The following is a 25,910-nucleotide window of genomic DNA, read 5'->3' on the forward strand; positions in this document are numbered from 1 at the left end:
CGTATTCAGCGCGGCTGAAACGCGATGAGCGCCATGCCGCCCAGCGCTAGCGTCATGCCGGCCCAATCCCACGGGCTTGGCCGGATCGCTTCCACCGCCCACAGCCACAGCATCGCCACGCAGACATATACGCCGCCGTAAGCGGCGTAGGTGCGCCCCGCGGCGCTCGGATGCAGCGTGAGCAGCCACGCGAAGAGCGCGAGCGAGACGGCGGCGGGCACGAGCAGCCACGCACTCGCGCCCTCGCGCAGCCAGCGATACGGCAAGTAGCAGCCGACGATCTCGGCAAGCGCGGTGGCGACGAAAAGCAGAAACGTCTTCATGAATGGCACATTCGGCGGTGGCGTCGAGGGGGGCCATGGTAGCGCAGACCGCGCTAAACGGTAAAACGGCCTGATACTGGCCAATGCCGGCTAATTCACTAATCCGGCCGGCGTCCGGATTATTATCCGATCGGGAATAAATATTTTCTGAATTTCAAATTATTGAGCAATTCACGCGCAGGATTCCATTTCAGGCTCAAATTCAATGCGATATAAATCAATATATTTTCGAAGCGGCATTGAATTTATCCGCAATCGGTGAATAATCTTTTTCCGCAGTACGCATTTTAAAAATGATTATCAACCGCCAAGGAAAGCAATCATGAGAAACGCCGTCCGCGCCAAATGCCTTGCCGTCACATTCGTGCTTGCCGCCACTGCCCTGCCCGCTAGCGTCTCGCTGGCCGCCGATGACGCCGCCACCGCCACCGCATCCGCCGCGCTGCCGCGCGTGGCCGTGCTCGCCACCGGCGGCACGATTGCGGGCCAGGCGGACACACGCGCGGCCAACGCCTACAACGCGGGCGCCGTGGGCGCGCAGCAACTCGTGCAAGCGGTCCCTGGCATCGAAAAGCTCGCCCACCTCAGCACCGAGCAGGTGGCGTCAATCGGCTCGCAGGACATGAACGACAAGGTCTGGTTCACGCTCGCGCGGCGCATCCAGGAAATCTTCGACCGTAACGAAGCCGACGCCGTGGTCATCACGCATGGCACCGACACGCTCGAGGAAACGGCCTTCTTCCTCGACAACGTGCTGCGTACCGACAAGCCCGTCGTGCTGGTGGGCTCGATGCGGCCATCCACGGCCACGAGCGCGGACGGCCCGGGCAATCTCTACGAAGCCGTCGAAGTGGCGGCGAGCCCGGCGGCGCGCGGGCGCGGCGTGATGGTGGTGCTCAACGACACGATCCAGTCGGCGCGCGCGACCACCAAGACGAACACGACGAGCGTGCAGACCTTCGCTTCGCCCAACAGCGGCCCGATCGGCTACGTCGATCCCGCAAGCGTGCGCTTTCTCGCGCCGGCGTTCCAGCCGGACAGCCACAAGTACGCGCTGCCGTCGGGCGAGCAGTTGCCGCGTGTCGAGATCGTTTATTCGCACGCCAACATGGACGGCGTGCAGATCGACAACGCCATCGCCAACAAGGCCAGGGGCATCGTGCTGGCGGGCGTCGGCGACGGCAACACCTCGAAGGCGGCGCTCGAGGCGCTGCAGCGCGCCGCGAAGCAAGGCATCGTGGTGGTGCGCGCCACGCGCGTGGGATCGGGATTCGTGAACCGCAACGTTGAAGTGAACGACGACACGAGCGGCTTCGTCGTCTCGCTCGACCTGAATCCGCAGAAGGCGCGTGTACTCACACAATTGCTGATCGCCAACGGCATTACCTCGCCCGCTCAGGTGCAGAAGGCGTTTGCCGCGACGTGGTGAACGGCGCGGCATGATCGGGCGAACCGGGTTCAATCGCCCATGAAGAGGCGATTCTGGCGGCGTCTGGCCGCCAGAATCGCGCTCGCACCTGACGAGGCCAGGTCAGGACGACTCAGCGCAACTCAGGGGCGCTCGCCGCGCGCGAGCCGCGTCTCGATTTCCGTGACCACGGGCAGCAGGTCAGCGACGCTGTCGATCACATAGTGCGCGCCCGCGGCGCGCAGGCGTTGCGCGGCCGCTTCGCGGCGCTGCGCGAAGTCTTCCGGCGAGAGCGCGCGGACTTCGTCCTCGGTGAGGCCGAACGCGTTACCGCTGACGGCCACGCCCACGGTCCAGGTGCCACCGTTGATGCCCTCTTCGATACCCACTTCGGTGTCGTCCACCTTGATCGCTTCGCGCGCGCGCCACACGCCGAGCTGCGGCAGCGTCCGGTAGATCATGTACGGCGACGGGCGGCCTTCGGGCGTGTCGCCCGTGCACACGATGCTGTCCGCGGTGAAGCCCTGTTTGGCCGCGCCCGGCACGATCTGGTCGATGATCTCGCGCGTGTAGCCCGTGGTCGAGCCGATGCGCACCCCATCGGCGCGCAGTTGCGAGGTCACGGCCGCGACGCCCGGGATCACGTCGCTGTATTGCGCGGCCACGGCAACGTTCTTCGGCACGAACACGTCATAGACGGCGTCGATGTCAGCCTCGCCGGGCGCGTGGCCATGGCGTTCTTCCCAGGCCTTGGCGACGCGCGGCAGCGCCATCAGGGCCGCGATGTGCGGCCGCTTGGCCATGCCCATAGGGCCGCGTGCCTCTTCGATCGTGATCGGCACGCCGAACTGCTCGAAAGTCTCGACGAATGCGCCCATCGGTGCGCGCGAACCGTAGTCGACCACCGTGCCGGCCCAGTCGAAGATCACTGCCTTGACGTATTTCATTTCCGTAAATCCTGGGTGATGCGCTTGAAAATGCGCTGCAAATGTTTCGTGTGTGTGTCTGGATGAGTCAGCGTGGCTACGCGTCCGGGAACGCGCAGCGCCTATACGGGCTTCAGGCTGTCCTTAGGCCGCGAGCGCCTCGCGGGCGTCGAGCGCCGCATGCTCGGGTGCGCCGCTGGGCACGCCAAGCGCGCGCAAAGCCGTGCCGCAAGCCTCAACGACGCGCCGCATGACCGTCTCGTCGAGCGCGCCGATGCAGCCGATGCGAAAGCTCTCGACGTTGGTGAGCTTGCCCGGATAGATGATGAAGCCCTGCTCTTTCATCAATTCGTAAAAGCGCGTGAAGCTGAACGACGGATGGGCGGGCGAGAAAAACGTGACGATGATCGGCGAGCGCCACGCCTCGGTCAGCAGCGGCTCGAAGCCGAGCGCGCGCATGCCTTCGACCATGACGTCGCGATTGCGCGAGTAACGCGCGAGACGTCCCGGCTGGCCGCCCTCGGCCTCATGCAGGCGCAGCGCTTCGAGAAACGCGGCCACGGCGTGCGTGGGCGGCGTGAAGCGCCACTGGCCGGTGCGGTTCATGACGTCCCACTGATCGTGCAGATCGAGTGCGAGCGAGTGGCTATTGCCCTTCGCGGCCGCGAGCGCCGCCTTCTTCGCCACGACGAAGCCGAAACCCGGCACGCCCTCGATGCACTTGTTCGCCGACGAGACGAAGGCCTCGCACGGCAGCGTGCGCATGTCGAGCGGCACGGCGCCGAAGGCGCTCATCGAGTCGACCAGCAGGCGGCGGCCATGGCGCGCCGTGACGGCGGCGATCTCCTCGATCGGATTGAGAATGCCGGAGCTCGTTTCGCAATGCACCACGACGACGTGCGTGATGTCGGCGTGGGCGACGAGCAGGCGCTCGACGTCGGCTGCGCGCGGCGGCAGGTAGTCGCCCGTATCGTGCACGGTGTGGCGGCGGCCCAGATAGCGCAGCGTAGTGGCAATGCGCTTGCCATAGGCGCCGTTGGCGAGCACGAGCGCGTGGCCGTCGCGCGGCACGAAGCTGCCGAGCATTGCCTCGACGCAGTAGCTGCCGCTGCCCTGCAGCGGCACGCAGTCGTATTCGCCGTTGGCATCATCGGCGTCGCAGCCGGCGATCTCCAGCAGCGCACTGCGCAGACGCGCCGTCATTGCCCGGAAATCGGCGTCCCACGAGCCCCAGTCGCGCAGCATCGCGGCTTTCGTCGAAGCGGCCGTGGTCAGGGGGCCGGGGGTCAGCAGGTACGGGTCTGCAGGGATGGTCATGCGACTGCTCCAGTGATAGTCAGCAGGAAAGCCGACACGTTACTGCAGCGCAGCACATAGGTAAAATCGATATAATCGATGTTGATATCGATAGAACTTATACCCCTGTCGCTCTGCCCGATCGAACCGGGTCGAGCGGCGATGGGTGAATCCTCGAGCCGGAAGCCAACCACCATGCAATACGCCCAATTGCGCGCCTTTCACGCCGTTGCCGAGCACGGCGGCTTCTCGCGCGCCGCGCAGGCGCTCTCGCTCACCCAGCCGGCCGTCTCCGACCATGTGCGGCGGCTCGAAGCGGACTTCGGCGTGAAGCTGTTCGAGCGCGCGCCGCGCGGCGTCGAGCTCACCGACCTCGGGCGGCGGCTCTACGCGGTGACGCGCCAGATGGTGGGCTGCGAGCGCGACGCGCGGCGCCTGCTCGAAGCGGCGGGTGCGCTGGAATCGGGCGAGCTGGCGCTGGTCGCCGACGCGCCCGACCTCGCCGTCAAGCTGATCGGCGCGTTCCGGCGCCGCTATCCGGGCGTGGTCGTGAAGCTCGCCATCGCGAACGCCACCGAGTGCATGCGGCGCGTGCTGTCGAGCGAGGTGGACGCCGCGATCACGGCGGCGCACCAGGTGCACAGCCGCCTGCACTCGCGCGTGCTGCGCGAGGACCCGCTGGTGGCGGTCGTGCCCGCCGAGAGCGCCGCGGCGAAAAAGCGCCGCATGACCTACGAGGAACTCGTGCGCGAGCCGATGATCTTTCGCGAGGCGCAATCGGTCACGCAGCAGATGCTCGAGGCGGAACTGGTACGCAAAGGTCTGCAGGTCGAGCCCGTGCTCTACGTGGATGGCCGCGAGGGGCTGCAGACCGCCATCGCACAGGGCGTGGGCGCGGGGGTCATCGCGGGCGCGGAATTCGGCGAATCGCGGCGGATTCGCGCGATCCCGCTCGTGGATTGCCAGGTGCACATGGTGGAAACGCTGGTGCGGCTCGCCGAGCCTTCGTCGTCGAATCTGCTCGACGCACTGTTCGCGACGCCGCTCGACTGAGCGCCAGCACGCTCACGACACGACGATGTCCGCCCCCACCTGGTGCAGCAGGTCGCGCAGCGTCTCGGCCTGCTCCATGCGCGCGCCATGGCGCAGATGAATGCGCAGCGCCTGCCCCGCGATGCCGTCCACGGGCCGCACCAGCGTGAGCTCCAGCGCGAGCCCGAGCCCGTCGGGCGCATCGGCTTGCGCGGGCTCGACGACCCGCGGCGCGAAATTGGCGGGGGAACCGGCTGAAAGGCGGGACGAAAAACAGGCGGAATCGGACATGGCACGGACCTCGTCGATGAAAGGTTCGAGGCCATCGTAACCATGCCGGCGTGCCGCGCCAAACGAGAAATCGGCGTATGCAAATGAGCGCGCGGCTGCGAAGCATGCGCCTGAATGCCAGTCATTCCCGGGCGCCCTTTTTTGTCCGCGATTTCCGCTCACGCAGGTGCAGCACGTGGCACACTGAACGGATCGTTCCACCTCAGCAATGCACGGGACCGGAGTCGCTCATGCAACGTCCCTTCACCGATCGCCGCGAAGCAGGACAAATGCTCGCCGCGCAACTCGCGCCCTATGCGGGGCGCCCCGATATCGTCGTACTCGCGCTGCCGCGCGGTGGCGTGCCGGTTGCGTTCGAAGTCGCCGAGGCGCTGCGCGCGCCGCTCGACGTGCTGCCCGTGTGCAAGCTCGGCACGCCCTGGCAGCCGGAGCTCGCAATGGGCGCGCTCTCTTCGAACGGTGCGCAATATGTCGACGAAACGCTGATCCGCGAAGCCGGCGTGAGCGAGGCGCAATTGCAAAGCGCGCTCTCGCTCGCCCGCATCGAGCTGGGCAGGCGCGAGGCGCGCTACCGCGGCACGCGGCCGCCTGTGCCCGTGGCCGGACGCGTGACGCTGCTGATCGACGACGGCATGGCCACGGGCGCCTCGATCAAGGCCGCCGCGCGTGCGCTCGCCTCGCTCGGGCCCGCACGCATCATCGCGGCGCTGCCGGTCGCGCCGGCCGGCGCGCGCGCACGGCTCGCGGGCGCTGTCGACGATCTCGTCTGCGTGCAGATGCCCGTATCGTTTATGAGCGTGGGCCAGTTCTATTTCGACTTCGACCAGGTCGACGACGAAACCGTGCGCGTATTGCTCGAGCGCGCGGCAACGGACGATTGAGGCCTGGCAGGCGACAGCGGCTGGCCGCTGTGGATCACGAGCATGCCGGGGCCGAAAACATTGCGTGCGCAGCCATCCAAGACGCACCGGCTACACGACTGCGCTCGCGCACCAAGGGCGCCCTGGGCGCACTGCGCGCCAGCAATCAGCGCACCGGATTCGCCGCGTGCTTCCCGACCACCGTCTGCCAGGGCCGCACGCGCCACGCCTTGACGAGGCCCGCCGTCACATAAGGATCGGCGCGCGCGAACGCTTCCGCAACCGCCGGGCTATCGCCCTGGAATAGCAGCAGCGCCCCGTCCACCGGGTCGGCGATGGCGCCCGCGAGCAGCAGCTCGCCGCGCCCGGCCGCCGCCCACGCGAGCGCGAGGTGCTCGTCGCGGTGCTCCGGGCGGCGTTCGAGATAGTCGTCGGCGAGGTCGTACATCAAGAGGTAATGCATCGTCTGTCTCCCGTGGCATGCAAAGCATGCCGGTGGTTTGCACTGCAACGCATGCAGCGCAGCATCAACGCATGGCATTGTGCCTGAAGCGCGGGTCAACCGAAGGCACCGCCGGTTCGTTTTCAGGGTGGCTTTGCCATAATGGTTGCAGCGATGGGCAAAGATGGACCGGACATGGCGCCTGCTCGCGCGACTACCGACAACAATGTCGATATCCCATGGGAGTGAACAATGAAGATTCAATCCGTCATTGCTGCAATCGCGCTGGGCAGCGCGCTGGCCGCGCCGGCGTTCGCACAGACCGCCGCACCCGCAGCGCCGGCTTCGGGGGCCATGAGCCCGAATAGCCAGCAGTCGAAGATGAAGACGTGCAACACCCAGGCCGGCGACAAGAAAGGCGACGATCGCAAGGCCTTCATGAAGCAGTGTCTCTCGGCCGCTGGCGTGCCGGCGCCGACGATGTCGCAGCAAGCGCGGATGAAGGCGTGCAACACGCAAGCCGGCGACAAGAAGGGCGACGACCGCAAGGCGTTCATGAAGCAGTGCCTCTCGACCAAGAGCTGACCCGCCGCGCGACCGGAGCGCCTGGTTTGCGCCCGGTCCCGGCTTCAACGCGGCTTTGACCTCATCGCGACGCGCCCCGGCCTATGCTGCGGCGCGTCGTTTTTTCATGGCGCGGCCGCCTTTGCGCCTCCGCTTGCGCACTCCGGCACCGCACGTGCGCCTGCGCACTTCCGGGCTTGCGCCTGCGCGCCATTTTTCTCCTATGATGGCTGCAGCGGCGCCCCTTCCCTGATACGTAATCAAGCAGAAACCATCGGGCCGCCGAGCGAAGTTGATGCCTGGATGATGCCTGGATGATGCCGGTAGCATCGTACGGAGGCGCGGATGGTGTGGAAACGCAAGAACCGCTGGTTTCGCCGCTGGCTGGTGGTGATCGTTTTCTGGCTCGTGCCGGTGATGATCGTCGTGGTGCGCGAGGCACAGGACGAGATGGCCTATAACCGCGCCGATCTTCAGCGCGCGCTCACGAGCTGGACTTTCACCGACGCCGAACGTGCCGCCGGCGCGCCGCTGCACTGCCAGGGCACACCCGAGCGCGCTCGCGCGCTGGGCTGCCCCGCTACCGTGCTCGCAGAAAACGCCGCGCCCCAGCAGGCGGCGCTCGACGAATATGCCACGCGACGCGCCACGCTCGTGAGCTATCTATGGCATGCGTTCGTCGGCTACTGGGTCGTGCCGGCGCTCACGCTGCTCGCGATCGGCATCGTCCTGGGCGGCGTGAAGCGGGCGCTGCGCCGCCCCCCTGCCACCAAGCCCGTGCCAGAGCGCTGACGCGCGCCTCTCACTGCACCGTCTCGAACAGGCAAATCAGGGGCCTGTGATATAACGGCCGAAGCTGATCCCGTCATCGGCAAAGCGCCATGGCGGCACGGCTTTCGGATATTTCGGAACCCAGAGCGGAGAACAACATGCAAGCACGCCGTTTCGTCCTGAAGACTTCTGTCGCCATCGCGCTCGCGAGCGCCGCATTGGCTGGCTGCTCCACCACCGGCAGCAACCCGCCGCCCACCGCCCAAACCAACGACGCGCGCCGCCAGTCGATCGACGCTTCCGTCGACGGCACGCTGTCGCGGCTGTTCCAGACCGTGCCGGGCTCGCGCGAGCTCGTAGGCAAGGCGCGCGGCGTGCTGGTGTTCCCGCAGGTGATCCAGGCGGGCATCGGCATTGGCGGCGAACATGGCGATGGCGCGCTGCGTGTCGGCGGCAGCACGGTCGGCTACTACAGCACGACCGGTGCATCGGTGGGCGCGACGCTCGGCATGCAGTCGAAAGCCGTCGTCTACCTCTTCATGACGCAGGACGCGCTGGATCGGCTGCGGACCTCGGAAGGCTGGTCGGTCGGCGGCGACGCCTCGGTCGCGCTCGTGAAGGTCGGCGCGAACGGCTCGATCGATACCACCACGGCGGTCAAACCCGTGGAAGTCTTCGTGCTCACGAACAGCGGCCTGATTGGCGATCTCTCGCTCGGCACCACCAAGATCACCCAGCTGAAGCTGTAACCCCCCGCGTGCGCGAGCGCCGCGGTTCGCCCGAGTCTCGTCGGCTCGGGCGGCTGACCCGGGCCACATCGGGCGCTTGAGCCGCTCAGCTCGCGGACGTGTCGATCACCTTGAAGCGCGCACGCCGGTTCGCGCGTATCACCGCCTGGTACGCCTCGATGTACTGCTGCGCCATGCGGTGCGACGTGAATCGCTCTTCGAAGCGGCGCCGCACACCGGCGCGCGGCACGCGTGCAAGCCGGTTCACGGCCGCGACGGCGCCAATTTCGTCCTCGACGATAAATCCCGAAACGCCCTCATCCACCACTTCCGGCACCGCGCCGCGATTGAACGCGATCACGGGCGTGCCGCAGGCCATCGCCTCGATCATCACGAGCCCAAACGGCTCGGGCCAGTCGATCGGAAACAGCAGCGCATGCGCGCCGGAGAGAAACTCGGCCTTCTGGCTATCGTTGATCTCGCCGACGAACTCGACATTCGGGAGTGCGAAGAGCGGCTTGATCTCGCGTTCGAAATATTCGCGGTCGGCCTCGTCGACTTTTGCCGCGATGCGGATCGGCAAGCCGCAGCGCTGGGCGATGCGGATCGCGGTGTCCACGCGCTTCTCGGGCGAGATGCGGCCCAGGAACGCCAGATAGCGCTGCTCGACGGGCTGCGGCACATAGAGCGTCTCGGGCAGGCCGTGATAGACGGTCTTGAGCCATTTGGCCTGCGGCATCGGCTGGCGCTGCGAGTTCGAGATCGAGATCACGGGGGCCGTGTCGAACGTGTCGAACACCGGCTGCTGCTCCGGCAAGTCGAGGCGGCCGTGCAGCGTGGTCACGAACGGCGTTTCCTGGCGCTTGAACACCGAAAACGAGTAGTAGTCCATATGGAAGTGCAGCACGTCGAACTGGTCGGCCTGGCGGCGCACCATCTCCATGAGCAGCATGTGCGGCGCGACCCGGTCGCGAATGCCGGGGTCGAGGCGCAGCGCGCGCGGCCACACGGGTTCGAGCTTCGCCCGCGTTTGCGAATCGCCGCTTGCGAACAGCGTCACGTCGTGCCCGAGATCGACCAGCGCCTCGGTGATGTACGACACGGCGCGCTCGGTGCCGCCGTAGAGCTTGGGCGGCACCGATTCGGTCAACGGGGCGATCTGCGCAATTCTCATCGGGTGTCTCCTTCGTATTCCGCGCGAGAGGCACGCGGGGAAAGCCAGTAGCCGGTCCGAGCCATTGTAAGGCAAGCCAGATACCGTGACCGCGCCGCCGGGCATTGAAGGGACAGACCCGTACAGCGCACGACCGAGCGGCTGGAGGCGACTCATGTGGCGATTATTCGCCCTGCGCGGCGCACGCGCTGCGAGTCTTTCAATTGCTATATCGACTTACAGGTGGAAACAACTTGCGGGGCGCAGCCGGCTCGGCTCCGGCACTCAGCGCGACGGCCACTTCCACGCCGGAACGTCGAGCGCGTCTTCGTCGGCGAGCGCCGTCGCGCCGAGGCGCCGCTCCAGCACGATCGACTGGCTGCCCGCCTCGCGCTCGAGCGCCGCAACAAGCCGCGCCGCATGCGAGACCACCAGCACCTGCGAGTGCGCCGAGGCGCGCGCGATGAGCCGCGCGAGCGACGGCAGCAAGTCCGGGTGCAGGCTCGTCTCCGGTTCGTCGAGCACGAGCAGCGCCGGCGGCCGCGGGCTCAGCAACGCCGCCGCGAGCAACAGATAGCGCAGCGTGCCGTCAGAAAGCTCGGCGCCGCGCAACGACCGCAGCAGCCCTTCCTGACGCAGCGCCACCTCGAAGCGCCCCTCGTGGTTGACGATTTCGACGCGCGCGCCGGGAAACGCATCGCCGATCGCCGTGTCGAGCGCTGCGCCGTCGCCGATCTCGCGGATCGTCTGCAGCGCGGCGGCAAGGTTCGCGCCGTCGTCGGCGAGCACCGGCGAATGGGTGCCGATCTGCACCTGGCGCGCGGGGGCGTGCTCGTCGGTGCGGAAGTGGTCATAGAAGCGCCACGAACGGATCTGCTCGCGCACCGCAATCATCTCCGGCGCGCTGCGCGGGTCGGCGAACTCCGTCATCATGCTGTCGAAGCTCGCCACCGGTTGTGCGAGCGTGGTCCACTCGCCGCGCCCCGCGTCTTCGTCGCGGATGCGGATCATCGGCCCCTGGCGGTCGACAAGCAAAGCCGACGGACGCAGCACCGGCCCACCCCAGATGCATTCGCGCTTGATGACCGGGTCGAGCGAGAAATACGACGAACCGGGCATCGGCAAGCCCAGGTCGATCGCATAGCCGAAGGTCTCGCCCGAGAAGCCGAGCTTCAGGCTCACGGCGTCTTTGCGCACGGTGCCCTGCACCGCGTACTCGCCCTTGGCGACCGCACGCGAGAAACGCTCGGGGCCGGCCCACAGCGTCGATTGCAGGCCGCCCTCGCGCGCCAGCGACGGGATCACGCCGCCGCGCGCGGTCAATGCGAGCAGGCGCAGCGCCCGATAGAGATTGGACTTGCCGCTGCCGTTCGGTCCCGTGATGACGTTCAGCGGGCCGAGCGGCACGATCAGCTCGCGCAGCGAGCGGTAGTTGGCGATGGCGAGGGTGGAGAGCATGAGTCGTAGCGAGCGCGCCTCGCGCGCGGGTTGAGCCAGCGCCCGATGATACGCAATCGGGCATGGCGCGCGTTGTCGCCGGACGGCTGCGCAGACGAATGGGCAAGCGGGGACGGCCGCGTGAACACTCAGCGCGGCTGCGGCACGGCCGCGAGGTCGGAGAGGAAGCGGTCGCGCCAGACACCCAGATCGTTGCGGCGCAGCGCCTCCATATTGGTGTGGTAGCGCGCCTTGCGCTCTTCGAGCGGCATCGAAAGCGCGTGGCCGAGCGCCTCAGACATGCCGGCCGCGTCGTGCGGATTCACGAGCAGCGCACCGCTGAGCTCGGCGGCGGCGCCCGCGAAGATCGACAGCACCAGCACGCCGGGATCCTCGGGATTCTGCGCGGCCACGTACTCCTTCGCGACCAGATTCATGCCGTCGTGCAGCGGCGTGACATAGCCCACCTGCGACTCGCGAAACAGCGACATCAGCTTCCAGCGGTCGTATTGCTGGCTCAGGTAGCGGATCGGCGTGTAGTCGAGCCCTGAATAGCGGCCGTTGATGCGCCCCGCCTCGCGCTCCAGTTCCTCGCGGATGACCTTGTAGCTCGCCACGTCGGAGCGCGTGGGCGGCGCGATCTGCACGAGCGTGACCTTGCCGCGCCATTCGGGCGCATGCTCGAGCAACTGCTCGAACGCCTGAAAACGCTCGACGAGGCCCTTCGAGTAATCGAGCCGGTCCACGCTCATGATGAGCTTGCGCCCTTCGAGACTCTGCTTGAGGTCGAGCACGTGCTGGCGGCTCTCGTAGCGCGCGGCCTGCTCGGCGATCTCGTCGGGAAACACGCCGATACGATAGACGCCCGTGCGCAGCTTGCGCCCGTATGCCTCGACCTCGCCCTCCTCCTTGTTCTCGCCATGCTCGCGCACCGTGCCGCGCGCGGCCCGCACGATGTAATCGTGAAACGCCTGCTGGTCGTTGCGCGTCTGGAAGCCGAGCAGGTCGTAGCAGCACAGCGACTTCACGAGTTCTTCGTGCGGCGGAATCGTCTGCAGGACTTGCGGCGAGGGAAACGGAATATGCAGAAAGAAGCCGATGCGATTGCGCAAGCCCTCCGAGCGCAGCGCCTCGGCGAACGGGATCAGGTGGTAGTCGTGGACCCAGATCATGTCGTCGGGCTGGATCAGCTTGATGAGCTTGTGCGCGAGCCACGCGTTCACGCGCCGGTAGCCGGCGTATTCGTCGCGCTCGTAGCGCGCGAGATCGTTGCGGTAGTGAAAGACCGGCCACAGCGTGGCGTTGGAGAAACCGCGGTAATACTGGTCGTAGTCCTTCTTCGTGAGCCCGGCCGTCGCGAACGTGACGTGGCCCTCCTCGGCGAGCGTCGGGCCCGCGTTCGCGACCGTCTCGCTCACGACATCCCCGCTCCAGCCGAACCACACGCCGCCCGCGTCCTTGAGCGCACCGAACACCCCGACGGCGAGCCCTCCTGCGGAGCCCTTCGTCTCCGTGGGCGTCGCCACGCGGTTCGAGACGACTATCAGTCTGGCCATCGGGATGCTCCTCCTGTTTGCTTCATTGCTTCCTCTGCTGTTTCCGGCGGTTTCTTTTGCCGCTTCTTATTTATAGGCTTGCTCGCGGGCTCGCATGGCTGGGCGGCATGCAAACATGCCATCCGGTCAGGCTTTGCAGCCCGGCGATCAGATTGCCCAGCACGGGACGTGCCACGCGAGTCGCCACGGCCGCCGGGCCCGGCAGGCTGGCGCCAATCTGGCGCACGTTCGGGACAGTCATGAGCGCGGTGCCCATGCCGAAGATAATGAACACGACCGTCACCGTGAGCACGGCGTGCGGGCTGATGGATGACGTGCACGTACGGCGCTGTCCAAGGCAACGGCGCCTGACGTCACGGTACGTGAGTGCGCGTAAAAATGCGCTAAAGAATGTACGCGGCCGGCCTGAGCGGCCAAGTGGAACATGCGGTTTGGAGCGCGCGGCGGCGCGATCCCCCAGGCAGGCGGCCAGACTAAGAACTACTTACCGACCCGGTTGCTGGCTCAATCGCTGACTCAGTTACTGGTCTTGCACGGAAACGCTTTACCGAGCCCGAGCGAGATCGCCGTGCTGGCGTTGTAACCGGCGACATTCGGATTGTCGGCGATGTATTTGCGCACGGCGTCGGTGAGTTGCGCCGAGCGCGCGTCCGCCGGCAGGCAGAAGTATTGGCCGACGCGCGGGCCGGTCGTGCCGCCAATTGCGTCGATGGTATTGAAAATGCCGTCAGCGGCCCCTTCGATGTAGGCGGCGCATGCGCTGCGCGACGCCACGTCGGTCTTCGAGCACAGCCGGTTCAGATCGGAAGCGGTAAAGGCGAAAGCCGAAATCGGCACAGCGAGCGCGCCGGCGCAGATCAGAGCCCGCAGCATGATTCTCCTTGATTCGTCGTTGGGGGCGGCGCGTGCCGCGCCGCGAGCCGCCCGCTGGCGGCCGGCGGCAACCCCGGTATTGTGCACTGTTTTTGCGGGCGCGCCGTGCGGCGCCTCATGAAAGGGCCAGCGACCGGCAGCGGGCGGCCCTGCCGTGGCCTTACTTCGCCGCTTGACCCATACGCGCCGAGAGATCCTTGATGGCGTCGGGTGCCTTGTACTGCTTGGCGAAATCGAGCGCGTTCATGCCGATCTGGTTCTTCGCGTTGAGATTGGCGCCGTGGTCGAGCAGCAGCTTCGCCGTGCTCATGTGGTCGCCGCGTGCAGCCATCATGAGCGGCGTCGTGCCGTTGGGCGACAGCGCATTGACATCGGCCGAATAGCCGATCAGCAGCTTCGCCACGTCATCCTGGCCGTTCGCAGCGGCATAGTGCAGCGCGGTCCAGCCCTGTTTGTTCACCTCGGCGCCCTTGGTGATGAGCAGCTTCACGAGCTCCATGTCGCCGTTGAGCGAGGCCAGCATCAGCGCATTCTCGCCCGCCTTGTCCTCGGCGGCGATGTTGGTCTTCGGATTGTCGAGCAGCAGCGCCGCCACCTTGTCCGACTTCTCACGCGCGGCCAGCACGAGCAGCGGCATGCCCTGGCTGTCGGTGGCGTTCGGGTCCATGCCGTCGGCGATGTCCTTGGCGACGCCCTTGTCGTCGTCGAATTTCACGGCCTTCACGAGCGAATCGATCGGCGCGGCGTGGACCGGCGTGCTCGCGAGGAAGGCGGCGCTCATGCCGATGGCGAGCGCGGCGGCGATGCGGCGCACGCCTGCGGCGCGCGGGGCTTGCGTAGCGTGGACGGTGGACGTAAGCGGATTCGAGTTCATGTCAAGCCTTAACGTTATTCGCTATCTAATTGATAATAAATAATAAACAGAAATTGGCTGCAAGCGGTTCGCCACTCAGGCCGTGGCCGGAATCTTGAAGAGCCGGAAAAAATTCTGCGAGGTGGCAGCGCCGAGTTCGGCGTCCGGCAATCCGCGTTGCTGCGCAATGAATCTTCCGACATGGCTAACGTACGCAGGTTCATTGGGTTTGCCACGATATGGCACTGGCGCAAGATACGGCGAATCCGTTTCGATCAGCAATCGCTCGAGCGGCACGCGGCGCGCGACGTCCTGAACCTCCGTCGCGCTCTTGAACGTCACGATGCCCGAAAGCGAGATGTAAAAATTCTGCGCGAGGGCGCGCTCGGCGATCGCCCAGGGTTCCGTGAAGCAGTGCATCACACCGCCGGGCTCCCCGGCGCGCTCCTCCTCCATGATGCGCAGCGTGTCGTCCGAGGCCGCGCGTGTATGCACGATGAGCGGCTTGCCCGTGGCGTGCGCCGCGCGGATATGCACGCGAAAGCGCTCGCGCTGCCACTCCATGTCCTCGATCGTGCGCTCGCCGAGGCGATAGTAATCGAGCCCCGTTTCGCCGATCGCCACGACCTTCGGGTGCTGCGCCAGCTCCACGAGGTCCGCGACGGTGGGCTCCTGGACATCCTCGTGATCGGGGTGCACGCCCACCGACGCATAGACGTTCTCGTAGCGGCTCGCGATGTCGAGCACCGAGGGCAGCGTCTCGAAGTCGACCGAGACGCACAGCGCGTGCGTGACGGCCTGCGCGCGCATATTTTCGAGCAGCTCGGGCAGCCGATCGGCCAGGCCCTCGAAGTTGATGTGGCAATGCGAATCGACAAACATGGGCGGTCCTGCGATGACGATGGAGTGACAGGTAAAGCTGACTGCGCTAAATCAACGAAAAAGCCGGCGGCCAGGCGGGTGCCTCTGAGGCCTCAATGCGCTTATCGAGGGCGGCATCACCAGTAGACAAGGCGCAAGGTCCGGCGGCGCACGCCGGCACCGGCCGGACACGCTCGGACACCGATCTCAGGCGAACATTTCACGATAGCCGAGAAAAAGCTCCTCGAACACGAGACGCGCATTCAGCGGATGGTTTTCCACGGCACGCTGGCGCGTGACGGTCTTCAGATAGCGCGCCAGTGCCGGTGCGTCCAGATGCGCCGCGCAGCGCGCGAGGGCCGTTGCCGACTGCGGGTAGTAGCGCGGACGGCCCGCCGCGCGCTCGGCCAGCAGGTCATAGACCCAGCGCTGCAGCCAGCCGAGCACGAGCGGCACCGGCAGTTTTTGCAGCGTCTCGCCACAGGCGAAGGCGTCGCACGCGGCGCCCGCCGCGAGTTGGCCGAGCGTCCAGTCACGCAGCGCGCGGTTGTCGTCCTGCGAGAGCGCGAGCGCCGCAAGCGGCGCACCGCCCGCTTCGGCGAGCAGGCCCGCCGGGTCGGCCACGCCCTGCGCCGTCAGCCACGCCTGCGCCTCCCCGGGCGCGGGCGTGCTCATCGGCCATTGGCGACAACGGCTGATGATGGTCGGCAACAGCCGGTCGATGCGCGCCGAGACGAGCAGGAACACGACGCCCGAGGGCGGTTCTTCAAGCGTCTTCAGGAGCGCGTTCGCGGCAGCGACGTTGAGCGCCTCGGCCGGATACAGCACGACCACGCGCAGGCCTCCGCGATGCGAGCCCACACCCGTGAAATCGAGTAGCGCGCGCACCTGCTCGATGCGGATCTCCTTGCTGGGCGCGCGGGTCTTCTTGCCCTCGTCGCCGTCGCCCTTATCGGCTTTGGCGTCTTCCTTGTCGTCGCCGCCGGCGGGGCCGACGAGGCCGGCCAGCGCCTCGGGCACCACCGCGCGGTAGTCGGGATGGTTGCCCTGCGCAAACCAGTTGCACGCCGGGCATGCGCCGCACGGCTGGCCGTCGGCATGCGGCGACTCGCACAGCAGCCCCTTCGCCAGATGCTGCGCGAACTGAAGCTTGCCGATGCCGGCCTGGCCATGCAGCAGCAGCGCATGCGGCCAGTGGCTGCGCAGTTGCTGAAGGCGCTCCCAGTCGCCGGATTGCCACGGGTAGATCATGTTTTAAATCAATCTATTAAGCGATATTTCGGAGAATTGACGCGAACCCGATCGGATGCCATAAGAACGGCAAATAACCCTTCAATCAGAGCGCTGCGATCACTTGTTCGAGCTTCTTGCGAATCTCGTCGATGCTTTGCGAAGAGTCCACGATCGCGAAGCGGTACGGCGCCTCTTCCGCGCGGCGCAGATACTCGGCGCGCGTGCGCGTGAAGAACGCGTCGGTCTCGCTCTCGAAGCGGTCCGGCTCGCGCGCGGCGCCACGACGCTCGCTCGCGGTATCGGGCGCAATGTCGAACAGCACGGTCAGATCGGGCTGGAAGCCGCCCTGGACCCAGCGCTCGAGCGCTTCGAGCTTGTCGCGCGGCAGGCCGCGGCCGCCGCCCTGGTAGGCGAAGGTCGCGTCGGTGAAACGGTCCGAGAGCACCCAGTCACCGCGCGCGAGCGCCGGCTCGATCACGCGGGCCAGATGCTCGCGGCGGGCGGCGAACATCAGCAAAGCCTCGGTTTCGAGGTCCATCGGCTCATGCAGCAGAATCTCGCGCAGCTTCTCGCCGAGCGGCGTGCCGCCGGGCTCCCGCGTCATGACCACCGAACGGCCCGCGGCGGATAGCTTCTGCTCGAGCTGCTCGCGAAACCACGCCAGATGCGTGGTCTTGCCCGCGCCATCGATGCCCTCGAACGTGATGAATCGGCCCCGCGCCATTTAATTACCCCGGATGTACTTGTCGACGGCCTTGTTGTGGTCGACGAGATTGTCAGAAAAAACGCTGCTGCCGTCGCCGCGCGCCACGAAGTACAGCGCAGCGGTCGAGGCGGGATTGAGTGCCGCCTGCAGGGCGGCCGCGCCGGGCAGCGCGATGGGAGTCGGCGGCAACCCGGGATGCAGGTAGGTATTGTAAATAGTGTTGGCCTGCAGATCGCTCTTGTGCAGCCGCCCCGTGTAGCTCGCGCCGAGCCCGTAGATCACCGCGGGATCGGTCTGCAGCGGCATGCCCGCCTTGAGCCGGTTTGCGAACACGGCCGCCACGAGCGGACGGTCGCCAGCCTTGCCGGTCTCCTTCTCGACCAGCGAGGCGAGCGTGAGCGCCTCGTACGGCGACTTCAGCGGCAGGCCCTGCGCGCGCGCGGCCCACGCCTCGTTCAAGCGCGTCTGCATCAGCTTGTAGGCGCGGCGATAGACGTCCAGATCGCTCGAGCCCTTGTCGAACAGGTAGGTGTCGGGGAAGAAGAGCCCCTCGCCGCTGCCCTGCGGCGCGGCCGGTGCGCCGATCGCCGCGAGCAGCTGGGCATCGCTCATGCCGGCGCTGTCGTGACGCAGTGCCGGATTCGCATCGAGCTCGTCGCGCATGCGCTTGAAGGTCCAGCCTTCGATGATGGTCGCGACCGACTCGTTGACGTCGCCAAGCGCCATCTTCTGCAGGACCTCATAGGGCGTGATGCCGGCCTTGAACTCGTAGTTGCCGGACTTGAGCTGGCTCTGCAGGCCGAGCACGCGCGTCATCAGCACGAACAAATCGGTCTGCACGGGCACGCCGCCACGGCGCAACTGCGCGGTGACGCTGCGCACGGAGCTGTGCGGCTTGATCGTGACATCGAGTTGCGGAACGGCGAGCGCCACAGGCGAGCTCGCCCAGTGCCAGACACCGCCCACGGCGACGGCGCCAAGCACGACGAGGCCAGCGCCGGCAACAAGGCATTTCTTGAGGAGGGACATGCGTAACGTGACTCAGGCGGACCTCATATAATAACTGCTTGCCCTCGCCAAAGTCAGGATTGACTGTTCCCCGAATCCATGAACTCCCCGCTCGCATCCAGTACCCTGTCCTCCATCGCCGCGCCCGCCGCAGAAGACTTCGACGCCGTTCTCAAGGGCGGCGGCTTTGCGATCCTGCCGCAGTTCGGCGTGATCGACGCCAATGGCGACGACGCAGCCACCTTCCTGCACAGCCAGCTCACGAACGACATCCAGCATCTGGACGTCACCGGTGCGCGCCTTGCAGGCTACTGCTCGCCCAAGGGGCGCCTGCTCGCCTCGTTCCTCACGTGGAAGACCGGCGACACGATCCGCATGCTCATTTCGAAGGACGTGCAGCCTGGCGTGCAAAAGCGCCTCTCGATGTTCGTGCTGCGCGCCAAGGCCAAGCTCACCGACGACAGCGACAAGCTGCTCGTGGTGGGGCTCGCGGGCGACGTGCGCGGCGCGCTCGCGCGCGTGTTCGATGCGCTGCCCGATGGCGTGCACGTGAAGGTGGACGATCCCGCTGGCACGCTAATCCGCATGCCCGATGCGCACGGCCGCCTGCGTTATCTGTGGGTCGGGCCGAAAGCCGCCGTCGAGGCGAAGCTCGCCTCGCTCGGCGACGCGCTCAAGCCCATCTCGCCTGCCGTTTGGGACTGGCTCGACATCCGCGCGGGCGAGCCGCGCATCACCCAGCCCGTGAGCGAGCAGTTCGTCCCGCAGATGGTCAACTACGACGTGCTCGGTGGCGTGAACTTCAAGAAGGGTTGCTATCCGGGCCAGGAAATCGTGGCGCGCAGCCAGTACCGCGGCACGATCAAGCGCCGCACCGCGCTCGCGAGCGTCGCGGCCGGGCTCGACGCCGCACGCCCCGGTGCGGAGCTCTTTCACTCCGACGACCCGGGCCAGCCCTGCGGCATGATCGTCAACGCGGCGGCGGCGCCCGAAGGCGGTGTCGATCTGCTCGCGGAGATCAAGCTCGCGGCGCTCGAATCGGGCAGCGTGCATCTGGGTGCCGCCGACGGCCCCATGCTGCGCATCCTGCCGCTGCCGTACGCACTGCCCGCCGAGGTCTGACGCCTTGGCGCCGGGTTGCAGCGTGACGCGGGCCGCGCCGCGCTTTGCGCGGACCGCTGCATCGTCGTTCGCGCGCCTTGCCGCGCCGAAGGCGTTGCGCGCTTCACATGCGGCGTCTGCCATGGCTGCCGGAGACCGTGCGCCATGTGCCTGATCGTCTTCGACTGGCGGCCGCACGCCGCCGATGGCGCGCTCTTGACGCTCGCCGCGAACCGCGACGAATTCCTGCGCCGCACCGCCGAGCCCATGCAGTGGTGGAAAGACGCGCCCGGCGTGCTCGCGGGCCGCGACCTCGTGGGCGGCGGGACATGGCTTGGCATGACGCGCGACGGCCGCTTCGCGGCCCTCACCAACTACCGCGCGCCGCATGAGATGCGCCCCGACGCGCCCACGCGCGGCACGCTGGTTTCGCGCTGGTTGACCGGTCCCGGCGGCGCCGAAAAACTGCCCGATACGCCGCTGGACTATCTCGAGGAAGTCGCGCGCGACGGCGAGATGTATAACGGCTTCAACCTGGTCGTCGGCGACTGGAGACGGCGCGAGCTCGCCTGGTATTGCAACCGCGGCGATCGCGTGCCCGCCCTGCTGCCCGAGGGCACACACGGCATTTCCAATGCCGTGCTCGACACCCCATGGCCGAAGCTCGTGCGCAAGCGCGCGGGGCTCGCCCAACTCACGGCGGACGGCCCGGACGTCCCGCTCGAGCAATTGATCGAGTTGATGCGCGACCCGAGCGTCGCGCTCGATAGCGAGTTGCCCGCGACCGGCATTCCGCTCGAGCGTGAGCGCGCGCTTTCGGCGGCGTTCATCGAGACGCCCGAATACGGCACGCGCGGCACCACGGCGCTGCGCGTGCGCGTGAATGGCGATCGATTAAGCGTGGAAGCGCGCGAGCGCAGCGACGATGACGGCTCGCACCGCATTGCGCGGCCTGGCGCATTCGAGCGCCATGAGCGCTTCACGGTCGACGCCGCGCCTGGAACCTGTTCGCGCTAGTCGCCGGCCCTGATCGAAGGCCGAGCGCGAACCGCCCGCCTGATCAATCCTCCGTGCCGAACGCCGCGCGCAAGGCTTGCGCAGCTTGCGCCTGTGCACGCCGCGCATCCTCCACGAAGCCCCCCATCTTGAAGAACTCGTGGATCATGCCGTCGAATCGCACGAGCGTGACCGCGTTGCCCGCCTCGCGCAGCTTCTGCGCATAGGCTTCGCCCTCGTCGACGAGCGGATCGAATTCCGCGACCGCGATCCACGCCGGCGCCACGCCGCGAAAATCGGGCGCGCCGCGCGTGCCGTCGAGCGGCGCGAAGCGCCAGTCATTGCGATCGGACACATCGCGCACGTAGTGATTGAAGAACCATTGCACGGTGGGCGCCGTGAGCAGATACCCCTGCGCGAGACGCTCGTGCGATTCCGTTTGCTGATGGCCGCCCGTGCCCGGATAGATCAGCAGCTGCAACACGGGCGGCATGCCCGCGTCGCGCGCGAGCACTGCGCACACCGTCGCGAGCGTGCCGCCGGCGCTGTCTCCGCCTACTGCGAGCCGGGTCTCGTCGATCGCGTATTCGGCCGCGTGCGCGTGCAGCCAGGCATAGGCGTCGAACGCGTCGTTCACGGCAGTCGGGAACTTGTGCTCGGGCGCGAGCCGGTAGTCGACCGAGAGCACCGCGCAACGCGCGTCGCGCGCGAACATGCGGCACAAGGCGTCGTGCGTGTCGACGCTGCCCACGGTGAAGCCGCCGCCATGGTAATAGACGAGCGCAGGCAGCGGTTCGGACCATTGCGGCTCGACCGGCAGGTAGAGCCGCGCGCGAACGGACGCGCCGTCACGCGTGGGCACCTGCAGGTCTTCGACCGAGTGCATCGGCGCGGCCGCGATCTCCAGCACCGACGCGCTCTTTTCATACGACGCGCGCGCTTCCCGCGGCGTCAGTTCGTGGTAAGGCGTGCGGCCCGCGCGGGCCACCATGTCGAGTACGAGAGCGATCTTCGCGTTGAGCGGCATGAGTCTTTCGAATGAGGCCTCGCTCGAACGCCACATGGCGCAGGCCGCATGGCCCACGCCGGATAGCGCACTATCAAGCCGGCGCCTTCTTCACTTCGGGCTTGAGCGAGAGCGGATCGGTGGGATTGCGCAGCGTCTCGATGTCTTCGTGACGCAGCTTTACCGATGCGAGTATGCCCGGATGCGTGAGGATGTAGAAGCGTCCATCGCGCACCGCGTCGAAAGTGGCCTTCGCGACGTCGTCGGCCGTGAGACGCCCCGAGCGCACCGCGCGCGCCAATTGCAGATCGGCGGCCTGTTGCGAGCGCGTGGGCGGCGCCTCGTTGCGCAAGTCGTCGGGGCGGCTGCGCTCGGCGTTGGCGATGCCCGTCGGCACGAACGCCGGGCACAGGAGCGAGCAGCTGACCTGCTCGCTGACGTTCTTGAGGTCGTGATAGAGCGTCTCGGTGAGCGCCACCACCGCGTGCTTCGAAGCGTTGTAGACGGCCATCGCGGGCGGCGCGAGCAGGCCCGCCACCGAGGCTGTGTTGACGATATGCGCGCGCTCGCCCTGCTTGAGCATGATCGGCGTGAAGCTGCGCACGCCGTTCGCGACACCCATCACGTTCACGCCGAAGACCCAGTCCCAGTCTTTCGCGCTGCTTTCCCACACGAAGCCGCCGCTGCCCACCCCGGCGTTGTTAAAGAGCAGATGAACCTTGCCGTACGCGTCGAGCGCGGCCTGCGCGAGCGCATCCACCTGCGCCGGGTCGCGCACGTCGGTGCGCACGCCGATCGCCTGCGCGCCTTGCTCGCGCATCGCCTTGACGGTTTCCTCGAGCAAGGCTGCATCGACATCGGCAAGCACGAGCTTCATGCCGAGCGATGCGGCCTGCTGGGCGAACGCACGGCCGAAGCCGCTCGCCGCGCCGGTAATGACGGCCACGCGGCCTTCGAACTGAAACGGATCCGACATCGCGCTCCCTTATCTATTCGTTAGTACTGCACAGGCAATAAAAAACTGGCAACGGGCCGGCGCTCAGGGCCGGCCCGTTGCCTTCGTCAGACGAGCTTGACGAGCTGCTTGCCGAAGTTCTGCCCCTTGAGCATGCCGAGGAACGCGGTGGGCGCGTTTTCGAGGCCTTCCGCAACGCTCTCGCGATACACCAACTGCTTCTTCGCCACGAGTCCGCCGAGTTCGGACAGCGCCTGCGGCCAAACGTCGATATGCTCGCTCACGATGAAGCCCTGGACGAGCAGGCGCTGCGTGAGCAGCAGTTGCGGATGCTTGAGCGGAATCGGCTCGCCGTCGTAACCCGCGATCATGCCGCACAGCGCAATCCGGCCGAAGGCGTTCATGCGCGCGAGCGTGGCGTTCAGGATGTCACCGCCCACATTCTCGAAGTAGCCGTCCACGCCGTCTGGCGTTGCGGCCTTGAGGTCCTGATAGAGATTGCCCGCCTTGTAGTCGACGCAGGCGTCGAAGCCAAGCTCCTCCACGACGTAGCGGCATTTTTCGGCGCCACCCGCGATGCCCACGGCGCGGCAACCCGCGCGTTTTGCCAGCTGGCCCACGACGCTGCCCACGGCGCCACTCGCCGCGCTCACCACGACGGTCTCGCCGGCCTTCGGCGCGATGATGCGGTTCAGGCCGTACCAGGCCGTGACGCCCGGCATGCCCACCGGCCCGAGATACGCGGCAAGCGGCACGTGCGTGGTATCGACGACATGCAGGTCGCTGCCATCCGAGCTGGCGTACTCCTGCCAGCCGCCCATGCCCACGACCTTGTCGCCGGCCTTGAATTTCGGGTTGAGCGACTCGACCACCTCGCCCGACGTGCCGCCGATCATCACGGCATCGAGCGGCTGCGGCGCCGCATACGACTTGCTGTCGTTCATGCGTCCGCGCATATACGGATCGAGCGAAAGCCAGTGATTGCGCACGCGCACCTGACCCTGTGCGAGCGGCGCGAGCGGCGTTTGAACGAGACGGAAGTTATCGACGCTGGCAGCGCCTTCGGGGCGCGAAGCCAGCAAGATCTGACGATTAGTCTGGGTCATGGCGTTCGATGTGGCGTCGTGATGCGCGGTTCGCACCGCGCGGGAATGAAACAGAATCGCAAGCCGCATGGGAAAGCAAAGCACGCATGCGGCCTGCGTGCGTCGGGCACGGCGCTCAGCCGTCGCTCGGGCCCGGTTTTGCGTTGGGGTCGCTGCGCAGGCGCTGACGCGTCACGTCGCGGCCCACCGCGAGGCGGCGCATGTATTTGAAGGTGCCGAGCGCCTTCGCCACGAAATGCCCCTCGCTGTCGCGGATCTCGCCTTCGCAATAGGCCATCGTGGTCGAGCGGTGCAGCACGCGGCCGTAGGCACGCAGCTCGCCGCGGCCGGGCTGCATGAAGTTCACTTTCATTTCGACGGTGACGACGCCCACGCCGTCGGCGGCGACGCTGCGCGCGGCCATCGCAAGCGCGATGTCGGCGAGCGTCATGGTCACGCCGCCGTGCGCGACGTCCCACGTATTCATGTGGCGCTCGGCGAGCGGCAGGAGCACTTCGCTCGCGCCGTCGCGCGCGCTCACGAGCTGCGCACCCAGATGATCGACGAACGGGCTTTCGATCGTCGGCTGCTGGCTGGACGCGCCGTCTTGCGTCGTATCTGCGGTACCGGTCATGGTTAAGCTCGAATCCCTCAGACCACGTAATCGACGCACTGGCGCGCCTCGACCACGTGCTTGGCGAAGTCCTTCACGATCTGGTGATCGGGATGATCCTGATACGCGTCGAGTGCTGCCTTGTCGGCGAAATCGGAGACCAGCACGATATCGAACGTCGATGCGAGGCCCGGCTCGGCGAGACCGGCTTCGAGATGCAAGGTGCCAGGCACGAGATCGCGGCAGCCTTCGAGCATCGTCTTGAACTTCGCGACGTTCTCGGCGCGCGTCGCGCCTTCGGCCGATTCCTTGAATTTCCACATCACGATATGACGAATCACGGGTTCACCTTTTCAGTCTGTCTTGAACGGAGGCCGCGCCGCACGGGCGCGACTCAGCCGTCATGATACCTGCCTCGTCATGTGCTCGAGGGGCGCGCCCTCGGCCGAGCGAGGCCTGGAGGAACGCTCGTGAGTGAGATGCGTGCGATGGGCGAGGCACACGCGGCACGCGAGGAAACCCGAGCGGCCGGTGCAGCGTGCAGCGCGCGCCGCACCGGCCCTGCGGCGATCAAACGATTTCGAACAGCCCCGCCGCGCCCTGCCCGCCGCCGATGCACATCGTCACCACGACGAACTTCGCGCCGCGGCGCTTGCCTTCGATGAGCGCATGGCCCGTGAGTCGCGCGCCCGAGACGCCATACGGATGGCCGACCGCGATCGCGCCGCCGTTCACGTTGAGGCGGTCGGCGGGAATGCCGAGCTTGTCGCGGCAGTAGAGCACCTGCACGGCGAACGCTTCGTTCAGTTCCCACAGGCCGATGTCCTCGACCTTGAGGCCGGCCTGCTTGAGCAGCTTGGGCACCGCGAACACGGGGCCGATGCCCATCTCGTCCGGCTCGCAGCCGGCCACCGCGAAGCCGCGGAAGATGCCGAGCGGCTGCAGCCCTTCGCGCTCCGCGACCTTCGCGTTCATCACCACGCAGGCGCTCGCGCCGTCCGAGAACTGGCTCGCATTGCCGGCCGTGATCACGCCGCCCGGCAGCGCCGTGCGGATCTTCGAGACGCCTTCGAGCGTCGTGTCGGCGCGAATGCCTTCGTCGGCGGCAATCGTCACTTCCTTCGTGATCAGCTGGCCCGAGGCCTTGTCGGCGACACCGGCGAGCACCGTCATCGGCACGATTTCGGCGTTGAAGAGGCCCGCGGCCTGCGCTGCCGCCGCGCGCAACTGCGACTGCACGCCGTACTCGTCCTGGCGGTCCTTCGAGATCTCGTAGCGCCTGGCGACGTTCTCGGCGGTCTGCAGCATGCTCCAGTAGATCTCGGGCTTGTGCTGGTTGAGCCAGCCTTCGAAGGCCATGTGGCGGTTCATCTCGTTCTGCACGCACGAGATGGACTCCACGCCACCGGCCACGAACACGTCACCCTCGCCCGCAATCACGCGTTGCGCGGCGAGCGCAATCGTCTGGAGTCCGGAAGAACAGAAACGGTTCACGGTCATGCCCGGCACCGAGACGGGCAGGCCCGCGCGCAGCGCGATCTGGCGAGCGATGTTGCCGCCGGTGGCGCCTTCGGGGTTCGCGCAGCCCATGATCACGTCTTCGACGCGTGCGGGGTCGATCTTCGCGCGCTCGACGGCGGCCTTCGTGACGTGGCCGCCGAGCGTGGCGCCGTGGGTCATGTTGAACGCGCCTTTCCACGATTTGGCGAGGCCCGTGCGGGCGGTCGAAACGATTACGGCATCAGTCATGTATGTCTCCAGTCGACGGGACTTGGCGATTTAACGCTTGGTCCCATCCCATGCGAACGTGTTGATCCTGCAAATTGGACTAGC

At 66.9% G+C, this 25,910-nt stretch carries 28 protein-coding genes and 1 pseudogene; 8 read left to right on the forward strand and 21 right to left on the reverse strand.

Annotated elements, in window-relative coordinates; translation table 11 throughout:
• Positions 1-5: 5 nt before the first annotated feature.
• Positions 6-323, reverse strand: a complete 318-nt coding sequence (locus BO1_RS03515) for a YnfA family protein (RefSeq protein WP_028216370.1) — start codon at positions 321-323, stop codon at positions 6-8.
• 322 nt (positions 324-645) lie between these two features.
• On the opposite strand from BO1_RS03515, the gene BO1_RS03520 reads away from it, so the two are divergent.
• The gene (locus BO1_RS03520; RefSeq protein WP_043283669.1) at positions 646-1,752 is read left to right on the forward strand and encodes an asparaginase; all 1,107 of its coding nucleotides are present in this window, start codon (positions 646-648) and stop codon (positions 1,750-1,752) included.
• Between the two features lie 122 nt (positions 1,753-1,874).
• Here the strand turns inward: BO1_RS03520 and phnX are convergent, their stop codons facing one another.
• Positions 1,875-2,678: a phosphonoacetaldehyde hydrolase gene (phnX, locus tag BO1_RS03525; RefSeq protein ID WP_028216372.1), complete on the reverse strand. Its 804-nt coding sequence runs from the start codon at positions 2,676-2,678 to the stop codon at positions 1,875-1,877.
• 123 nt (positions 2,679-2,801) lie between these two features.
• A complete protein-coding gene (locus tag BO1_RS03530; protein ID WP_028216373.1) occupies positions 2,802-3,974 on the reverse strand; it encodes a 2-aminoethylphosphonate--pyruvate transaminase in 1,173 nt (390 codons plus the stop codon).
• A 174-nt stretch (positions 3,975-4,148) separates the two neighbouring features.
• Here BO1_RS03530 and BO1_RS03540 point away from each other — a divergent pair, with 174 nt between their 5' ends.
• Complete coding sequence (locus BO1_RS03540; protein ID WP_028216375.1) at positions 4,149-5,006, forward strand: LysR substrate-binding domain-containing protein; 858 nt, start codon at positions 4,149-4,151, stop codon at positions 5,004-5,006.
• A gap of 12 nt (positions 5,007-5,018) precedes the next feature.
• Here BO1_RS03540 and BO1_RS03545 read toward each other — a convergent pair whose 3' ends face one another.
• Positions 5,019-5,276 (reverse strand): hypothetical protein, encoded by a 258-nt coding sequence (locus BO1_RS03545; RefSeq protein ID WP_028216376.1) that lies wholly within the window; start codon positions 5,274-5,276, stop codon positions 5,019-5,021.
• 230 nt (positions 5,277-5,506) lie between these two features.
• On the opposite strand from BO1_RS03545, the gene BO1_RS03550 reads away from it, so the two are divergent.
• Complete coding sequence (locus BO1_RS03550; RefSeq protein WP_028216377.1) at positions 5,507-6,157, forward strand: phosphoribosyltransferase; 651 nt, start codon at positions 5,507-5,509, stop codon at positions 6,155-6,157.
• A 145-nt stretch (positions 6,158-6,302) separates the two neighbouring features.
• Here the strand turns inward: BO1_RS03550 and BO1_RS03555 are convergent, their stop codons facing one another.
• Positions 6,303-6,599 (reverse strand): YciI-like protein, encoded by a 297-nt coding sequence (locus tag BO1_RS03555; RefSeq protein ID WP_028216378.1) that lies wholly within the window; start codon positions 6,597-6,599, stop codon positions 6,303-6,305.
• A gap of 231 nt (positions 6,600-6,830) precedes the next feature.
• On the opposite strand from BO1_RS03555, the gene BO1_RS03560 reads away from it, so the two are divergent.
• The 3 genes from BO1_RS03560 (at position 6,831) to BO1_RS03570 (ending at position 8,662) form a co-directional block, all read left to right on the forward strand.
• Positions 6,831-7,163, forward strand: coding sequence for a PsiF family protein (locus tag BO1_RS03560; RefSeq protein ID WP_028216379.1), 333 nt, complete (start codon positions 6,831-6,833; stop codon positions 7,161-7,163).
• 324 nt (positions 7,164-7,487) lie between these two features.
• A complete protein-coding gene (locus BO1_RS03565; RefSeq protein ID WP_028216380.1) occupies positions 7,488-7,934 on the forward strand; it encodes a hypothetical protein in 447 nt (148 codons plus the stop codon).
• 137 nt (positions 7,935-8,071) lie between these two features.
• Positions 8,072-8,662 carry a BPSL1445 family SYLF domain-containing lipoprotein gene (locus BO1_RS03570; protein ID WP_028216381.1) on the forward strand — a complete coding sequence of 197 codons (591 nt, stop codon included), beginning with the start codon at positions 8,072-8,074 and terminating at the stop codon, positions 8,660-8,662.
• Positions 8,663-8,747: 85 nt separating this feature from the next.
• Here the strand turns inward: BO1_RS03570 and BO1_RS03575 are convergent, their stop codons facing one another.
• The 10 genes and pseudogenes from BO1_RS03575 to mltG all read right to left on the reverse strand — a co-directional run bounded on the left by BO1_RS03575 (position 8,748) and on the right by mltG (position 18,342).
• A complete protein-coding gene (locus BO1_RS03575; protein WP_028216382.1) occupies positions 8,748-9,815 on the reverse strand; it encodes a glycosyltransferase family 4 protein in 1,068 nt (355 codons plus the stop codon).
• A gap of 264 nt (positions 9,816-10,079) precedes the next feature.
• A complete protein-coding gene (locus BO1_RS03580; RefSeq protein WP_028216383.1) occupies positions 10,080-11,252 on the reverse strand; it encodes an AAA family ATPase in 1,173 nt (390 codons plus the stop codon).
• A 128-nt stretch (positions 11,253-11,380) separates the two neighbouring features.
• Entirely contained in the window at positions 11,381-12,787 is a 1,407-nt protein-coding gene (gene otsA, locus BO1_RS03585) for an alpha,alpha-trehalose-phosphate synthase (UDP-forming) (protein WP_028216384.1), read from the reverse strand.
• Positions 12,788-12,920: 133 nt separating this feature from the next.
• Positions 12,921-13,073: pseudogene (locus tag BO1_RS03590) on the reverse strand (mechanosensitive ion channel family protein); the annotation flags it as partial.
• Between the two features lie 230 nt (positions 13,074-13,303).
• Positions 13,304-13,660 (reverse strand): Rap1a/Tai family immunity protein, encoded by a 357-nt coding sequence (locus BO1_RS03595; protein WP_028216386.1) that lies wholly within the window; start codon positions 13,658-13,660, stop codon positions 13,304-13,306.
• A gap of 160 nt (positions 13,661-13,820) precedes the next feature.
• Complete coding sequence (locus BO1_RS03600) at positions 13,821-14,534, reverse strand: ankyrin repeat domain-containing protein (protein ID WP_028216387.1); 714 nt, start codon at positions 14,532-14,534, stop codon at positions 13,821-13,823.
• Between the two features lie 75 nt (positions 14,535-14,609).
• Positions 14,610-15,395: a TatD family hydrolase gene (locus tag BO1_RS03605; RefSeq protein ID WP_028216388.1), complete on the reverse strand. Its 786-nt coding sequence runs from the start codon at positions 15,393-15,395 to the stop codon at positions 14,610-14,612.
• 186 nt (positions 15,396-15,581) lie between these two features.
• A complete protein-coding gene (locus BO1_RS03610) occupies positions 15,582-16,625 on the reverse strand; it encodes a DNA polymerase III subunit delta' (RefSeq protein WP_028216389.1) in 1,044 nt (347 codons plus the stop codon).
• Between the two features lie 85 nt (positions 16,626-16,710).
• Positions 16,711-17,331, reverse strand: coding sequence for a dTMP kinase (gene tmk, locus BO1_RS03615; protein WP_028216390.1), 621 nt, complete (start codon positions 17,329-17,331; stop codon positions 16,711-16,713).
• On the reverse strand, positions 17,332-18,342 hold the full coding sequence (gene mltG, locus BO1_RS03620) for an endolytic transglycosylase MltG (protein ID WP_028216391.1): 1,011 nt from the start codon (positions 18,340-18,342) through the stop codon (positions 17,332-17,334).
• Between the two features lie 78 nt (positions 18,343-18,420).
• Here mltG and ygfZ point away from each other — a divergent pair, with 78 nt between their 5' ends.
• Together ygfZ and BO1_RS03630 are read left to right on the forward strand one after the other, a co-directional pair.
• Positions 18,421-19,443, forward strand: a complete 1,023-nt coding sequence (gene ygfZ, locus BO1_RS03625) for a CAF17-like 4Fe-4S cluster assembly/insertion protein YgfZ (RefSeq protein ID WP_028216392.1) — start codon at positions 18,421-18,423, stop codon at positions 19,441-19,443.
• 144 nt (positions 19,444-19,587) lie between these two features.
• Entirely contained in the window at positions 19,588-20,439 is an 852-nt protein-coding gene (locus BO1_RS03630; protein ID WP_028216393.1) for an NRDE family protein, read from the forward strand.
• Between the two features lie 43 nt (positions 20,440-20,482).
• Here BO1_RS03630 and BO1_RS03635 read toward each other — a convergent pair whose 3' ends face one another.
• The 6 genes from BO1_RS03635 to BO1_RS03660 form a co-directional block, all read right to left on the reverse strand.
• Positions 20,483-21,445, reverse strand: coding sequence for an alpha/beta hydrolase (locus tag BO1_RS03635; RefSeq protein WP_028216394.1), 963 nt, complete (start codon positions 21,443-21,445; stop codon positions 20,483-20,485).
• Between the two features lie 73 nt (positions 21,446-21,518).
• On the reverse strand, positions 21,519-22,400 hold the full coding sequence (locus BO1_RS03640; RefSeq protein ID WP_028216395.1) for an SDR family oxidoreductase: 882 nt from the start codon (positions 22,398-22,400) through the stop codon (positions 21,519-21,521).
• 86 nt (positions 22,401-22,486) lie between these two features.
• The gene (locus BO1_RS03645; RefSeq protein WP_028216396.1) at positions 22,487-23,485 is read right to left on the reverse strand and encodes an NADP-dependent oxidoreductase; all 999 of its coding nucleotides are present in this window, start codon (positions 23,483-23,485) and stop codon (positions 22,487-22,489) included.
• Positions 23,486-23,600: 115 nt separating this feature from the next.
• The gene (locus BO1_RS03650; RefSeq protein ID WP_043283672.1) at positions 23,601-24,098 is read right to left on the reverse strand and encodes a PaaI family thioesterase; all 498 of its coding nucleotides are present in this window, start codon (positions 24,096-24,098) and stop codon (positions 23,601-23,603) included.
• 17 nt (positions 24,099-24,115) lie between these two features.
• A complete protein-coding gene (locus BO1_RS03655) occupies positions 24,116-24,418 on the reverse strand; it encodes a Dabb family protein (protein WP_028216398.1) in 303 nt (100 codons plus the stop codon).
• Between the two features lie 229 nt (positions 24,419-24,647).
• Positions 24,648-25,826 (reverse strand): acetyl-CoA C-acyltransferase, encoded by a 1,179-nt coding sequence (locus BO1_RS03660; protein WP_028216399.1) that lies wholly within the window; start codon positions 25,824-25,826, stop codon positions 24,648-24,650.
• Between the last annotated feature and the right edge of the window lie 84 nt (positions 25,827-25,910).

This window comes from Paraburkholderia oxyphila NBRC 105797 (assembly GCF_000685075.1).
Taxonomy (GTDB): Bacteria; Pseudomonadota; Gammaproteobacteria; order Burkholderiales; family Burkholderiaceae; genus Paraburkholderia; species Paraburkholderia oxyphila.

Excerpts from the sequence above, each read along its gene's own strand:
- BO1_RS03650 (WP_043283672.1), bottom strand. The coding sequence starts at position 24,098 with ATGACCGGTACCGCAGATACGACGCAAGACGGCGCGTCCAGCCAGCAG.
- BO1_RS03580 (WP_028216383.1), bottom strand. The coding sequence starts at position 11,252 with ATGCTCTCCACCCTCGCCATCGCCAACTACCGCTCGCTGCGCGAGCTG.
- mltG (WP_028216391.1), bottom strand. The coding sequence starts at position 18,342 with ATGTCCCTCCTCAAGAAATGCCTTGTTGCCGGCGCTGGCCTCGTCGTG.
- phnX (WP_028216372.1), bottom strand. The coding sequence starts at position 2,678 with ATGAAATACGTCAAGGCAGTGATCTTCGACTGGGCCGGCACGGTGGTC.
- ygfZ (WP_028216392.1), top strand. The coding sequence starts at position 18,421 with ATGAACTCCCCGCTCGCATCCAGTACCCTGTCCTCCATCGCCGCGCCC.
- BO1_RS03660 (WP_028216399.1), bottom strand. The coding sequence starts at position 25,826 with ATGACTGATGCCGTAATCGTTTCGACCGCCCGCACGGGCCTCGCCAAA.
- BO1_RS03515 (WP_028216370.1), bottom strand. The coding sequence starts at position 323 with ATGAAGACGTTTCTGCTTTTCGTCGCCACCGCGCTTGCCGAGATCGTC.
- BO1_RS03570 (WP_028216381.1), top strand. The coding sequence starts at position 8,072 with ATGCAAGCACGCCGTTTCGTCCTGAAGACTTCTGTCGCCATCGCGCTC.
- BO1_RS03595 (WP_028216386.1), bottom strand. The coding sequence starts at position 13,660 with ATGCTGCGGGCTCTGATCTGCGCCGGCGCGCTCGCTGTGCCGATTTCG.
- BO1_RS03545 (WP_028216376.1), bottom strand. The coding sequence starts at position 5,276 with ATGTCCGATTCCGCCTGTTTTTCGTCCCGCCTTTCAGCCGGTTCCCCC.
- BO1_RS03610 (WP_028216389.1), bottom strand. The coding sequence starts at position 16,625 with ATGATCTACCCGTGGCAATCCGGCGACTGGGAGCGCCTTCAGCAACTG.
- BO1_RS03645 (WP_028216396.1), bottom strand. The coding sequence starts at position 23,485 with ATGACCCAGACTAATCGTCAGATCTTGCTGGCTTCGCGCCCCGAAGGC.
- otsA (WP_028216384.1), bottom strand. The coding sequence starts at position 12,787 with ATGGCCAGACTGATAGTCGTCTCGAACCGCGTGGCGACGCCCACGGAG.
- BO1_RS03550 (WP_028216377.1), top strand. The coding sequence starts at position 5,507 with ATGCAACGTCCCTTCACCGATCGCCGCGAAGCAGGACAAATGCTCGCC.
- BO1_RS03640 (WP_028216395.1), bottom strand. The coding sequence starts at position 22,400 with ATGTCGGATCCGTTTCAGTTCGAAGGCCGCGTGGCCGTCATTACCGGC.
- BO1_RS03575 (WP_028216382.1), bottom strand. The coding sequence starts at position 9,815 with ATGAGAATTGCGCAGATCGCCCCGTTGACCGAATCGGTGCCGCCCAAG.
- BO1_RS03600 (WP_028216387.1), bottom strand. The coding sequence starts at position 14,534 with ATGAACTCGAATCCGCTTACGTCCACCGTCCACGCTACGCAAGCCCCG.
- BO1_RS03635 (WP_028216394.1), bottom strand. The coding sequence starts at position 21,445 with ATGCCGCTCAACGCGAAGATCGCTCTCGTACTCGACATGGTGGCCCGC.
- BO1_RS03555 (WP_028216378.1), bottom strand. The coding sequence starts at position 6,599 with ATGCATTACCTCTTGATGTACGACCTCGCCGACGACTATCTCGAACGC.
- BO1_RS03560 (WP_028216379.1), top strand. The coding sequence starts at position 6,831 with ATGAAGATTCAATCCGTCATTGCTGCAATCGCGCTGGGCAGCGCGCTG.
- BO1_RS03530 (WP_028216373.1), bottom strand. The coding sequence starts at position 3,974 with ATGACCATCCCTGCAGACCCGTACCTGCTGACCCCCGGCCCCCTGACC.
- BO1_RS03630 (WP_028216393.1), top strand. The coding sequence starts at position 19,588 with ATGTGCCTGATCGTCTTCGACTGGCGGCCGCACGCCGCCGATGGCGCG.
- BO1_RS03540 (WP_028216375.1), top strand. The coding sequence starts at position 4,149 with ATGCAATACGCCCAATTGCGCGCCTTTCACGCCGTTGCCGAGCACGGC.
- BO1_RS03520 (WP_043283669.1), top strand. The coding sequence starts at position 646 with ATGAGAAACGCCGTCCGCGCCAAATGCCTTGCCGTCACATTCGTGCTT.
- BO1_RS03565 (WP_028216380.1), top strand. The coding sequence starts at position 7,488 with ATGGTGTGGAAACGCAAGAACCGCTGGTTTCGCCGCTGGCTGGTGGTG.
- tmk (WP_028216390.1), bottom strand. The coding sequence starts at position 17,331 with ATGGCGCGGGGCCGATTCATCACGTTCGAGGGCATCGATGGCGCGGGC.
- BO1_RS03605 (WP_028216388.1), bottom strand. The coding sequence starts at position 15,395 with ATGTTTGTCGATTCGCATTGCCACATCAACTTCGAGGGCCTGGCCGAT.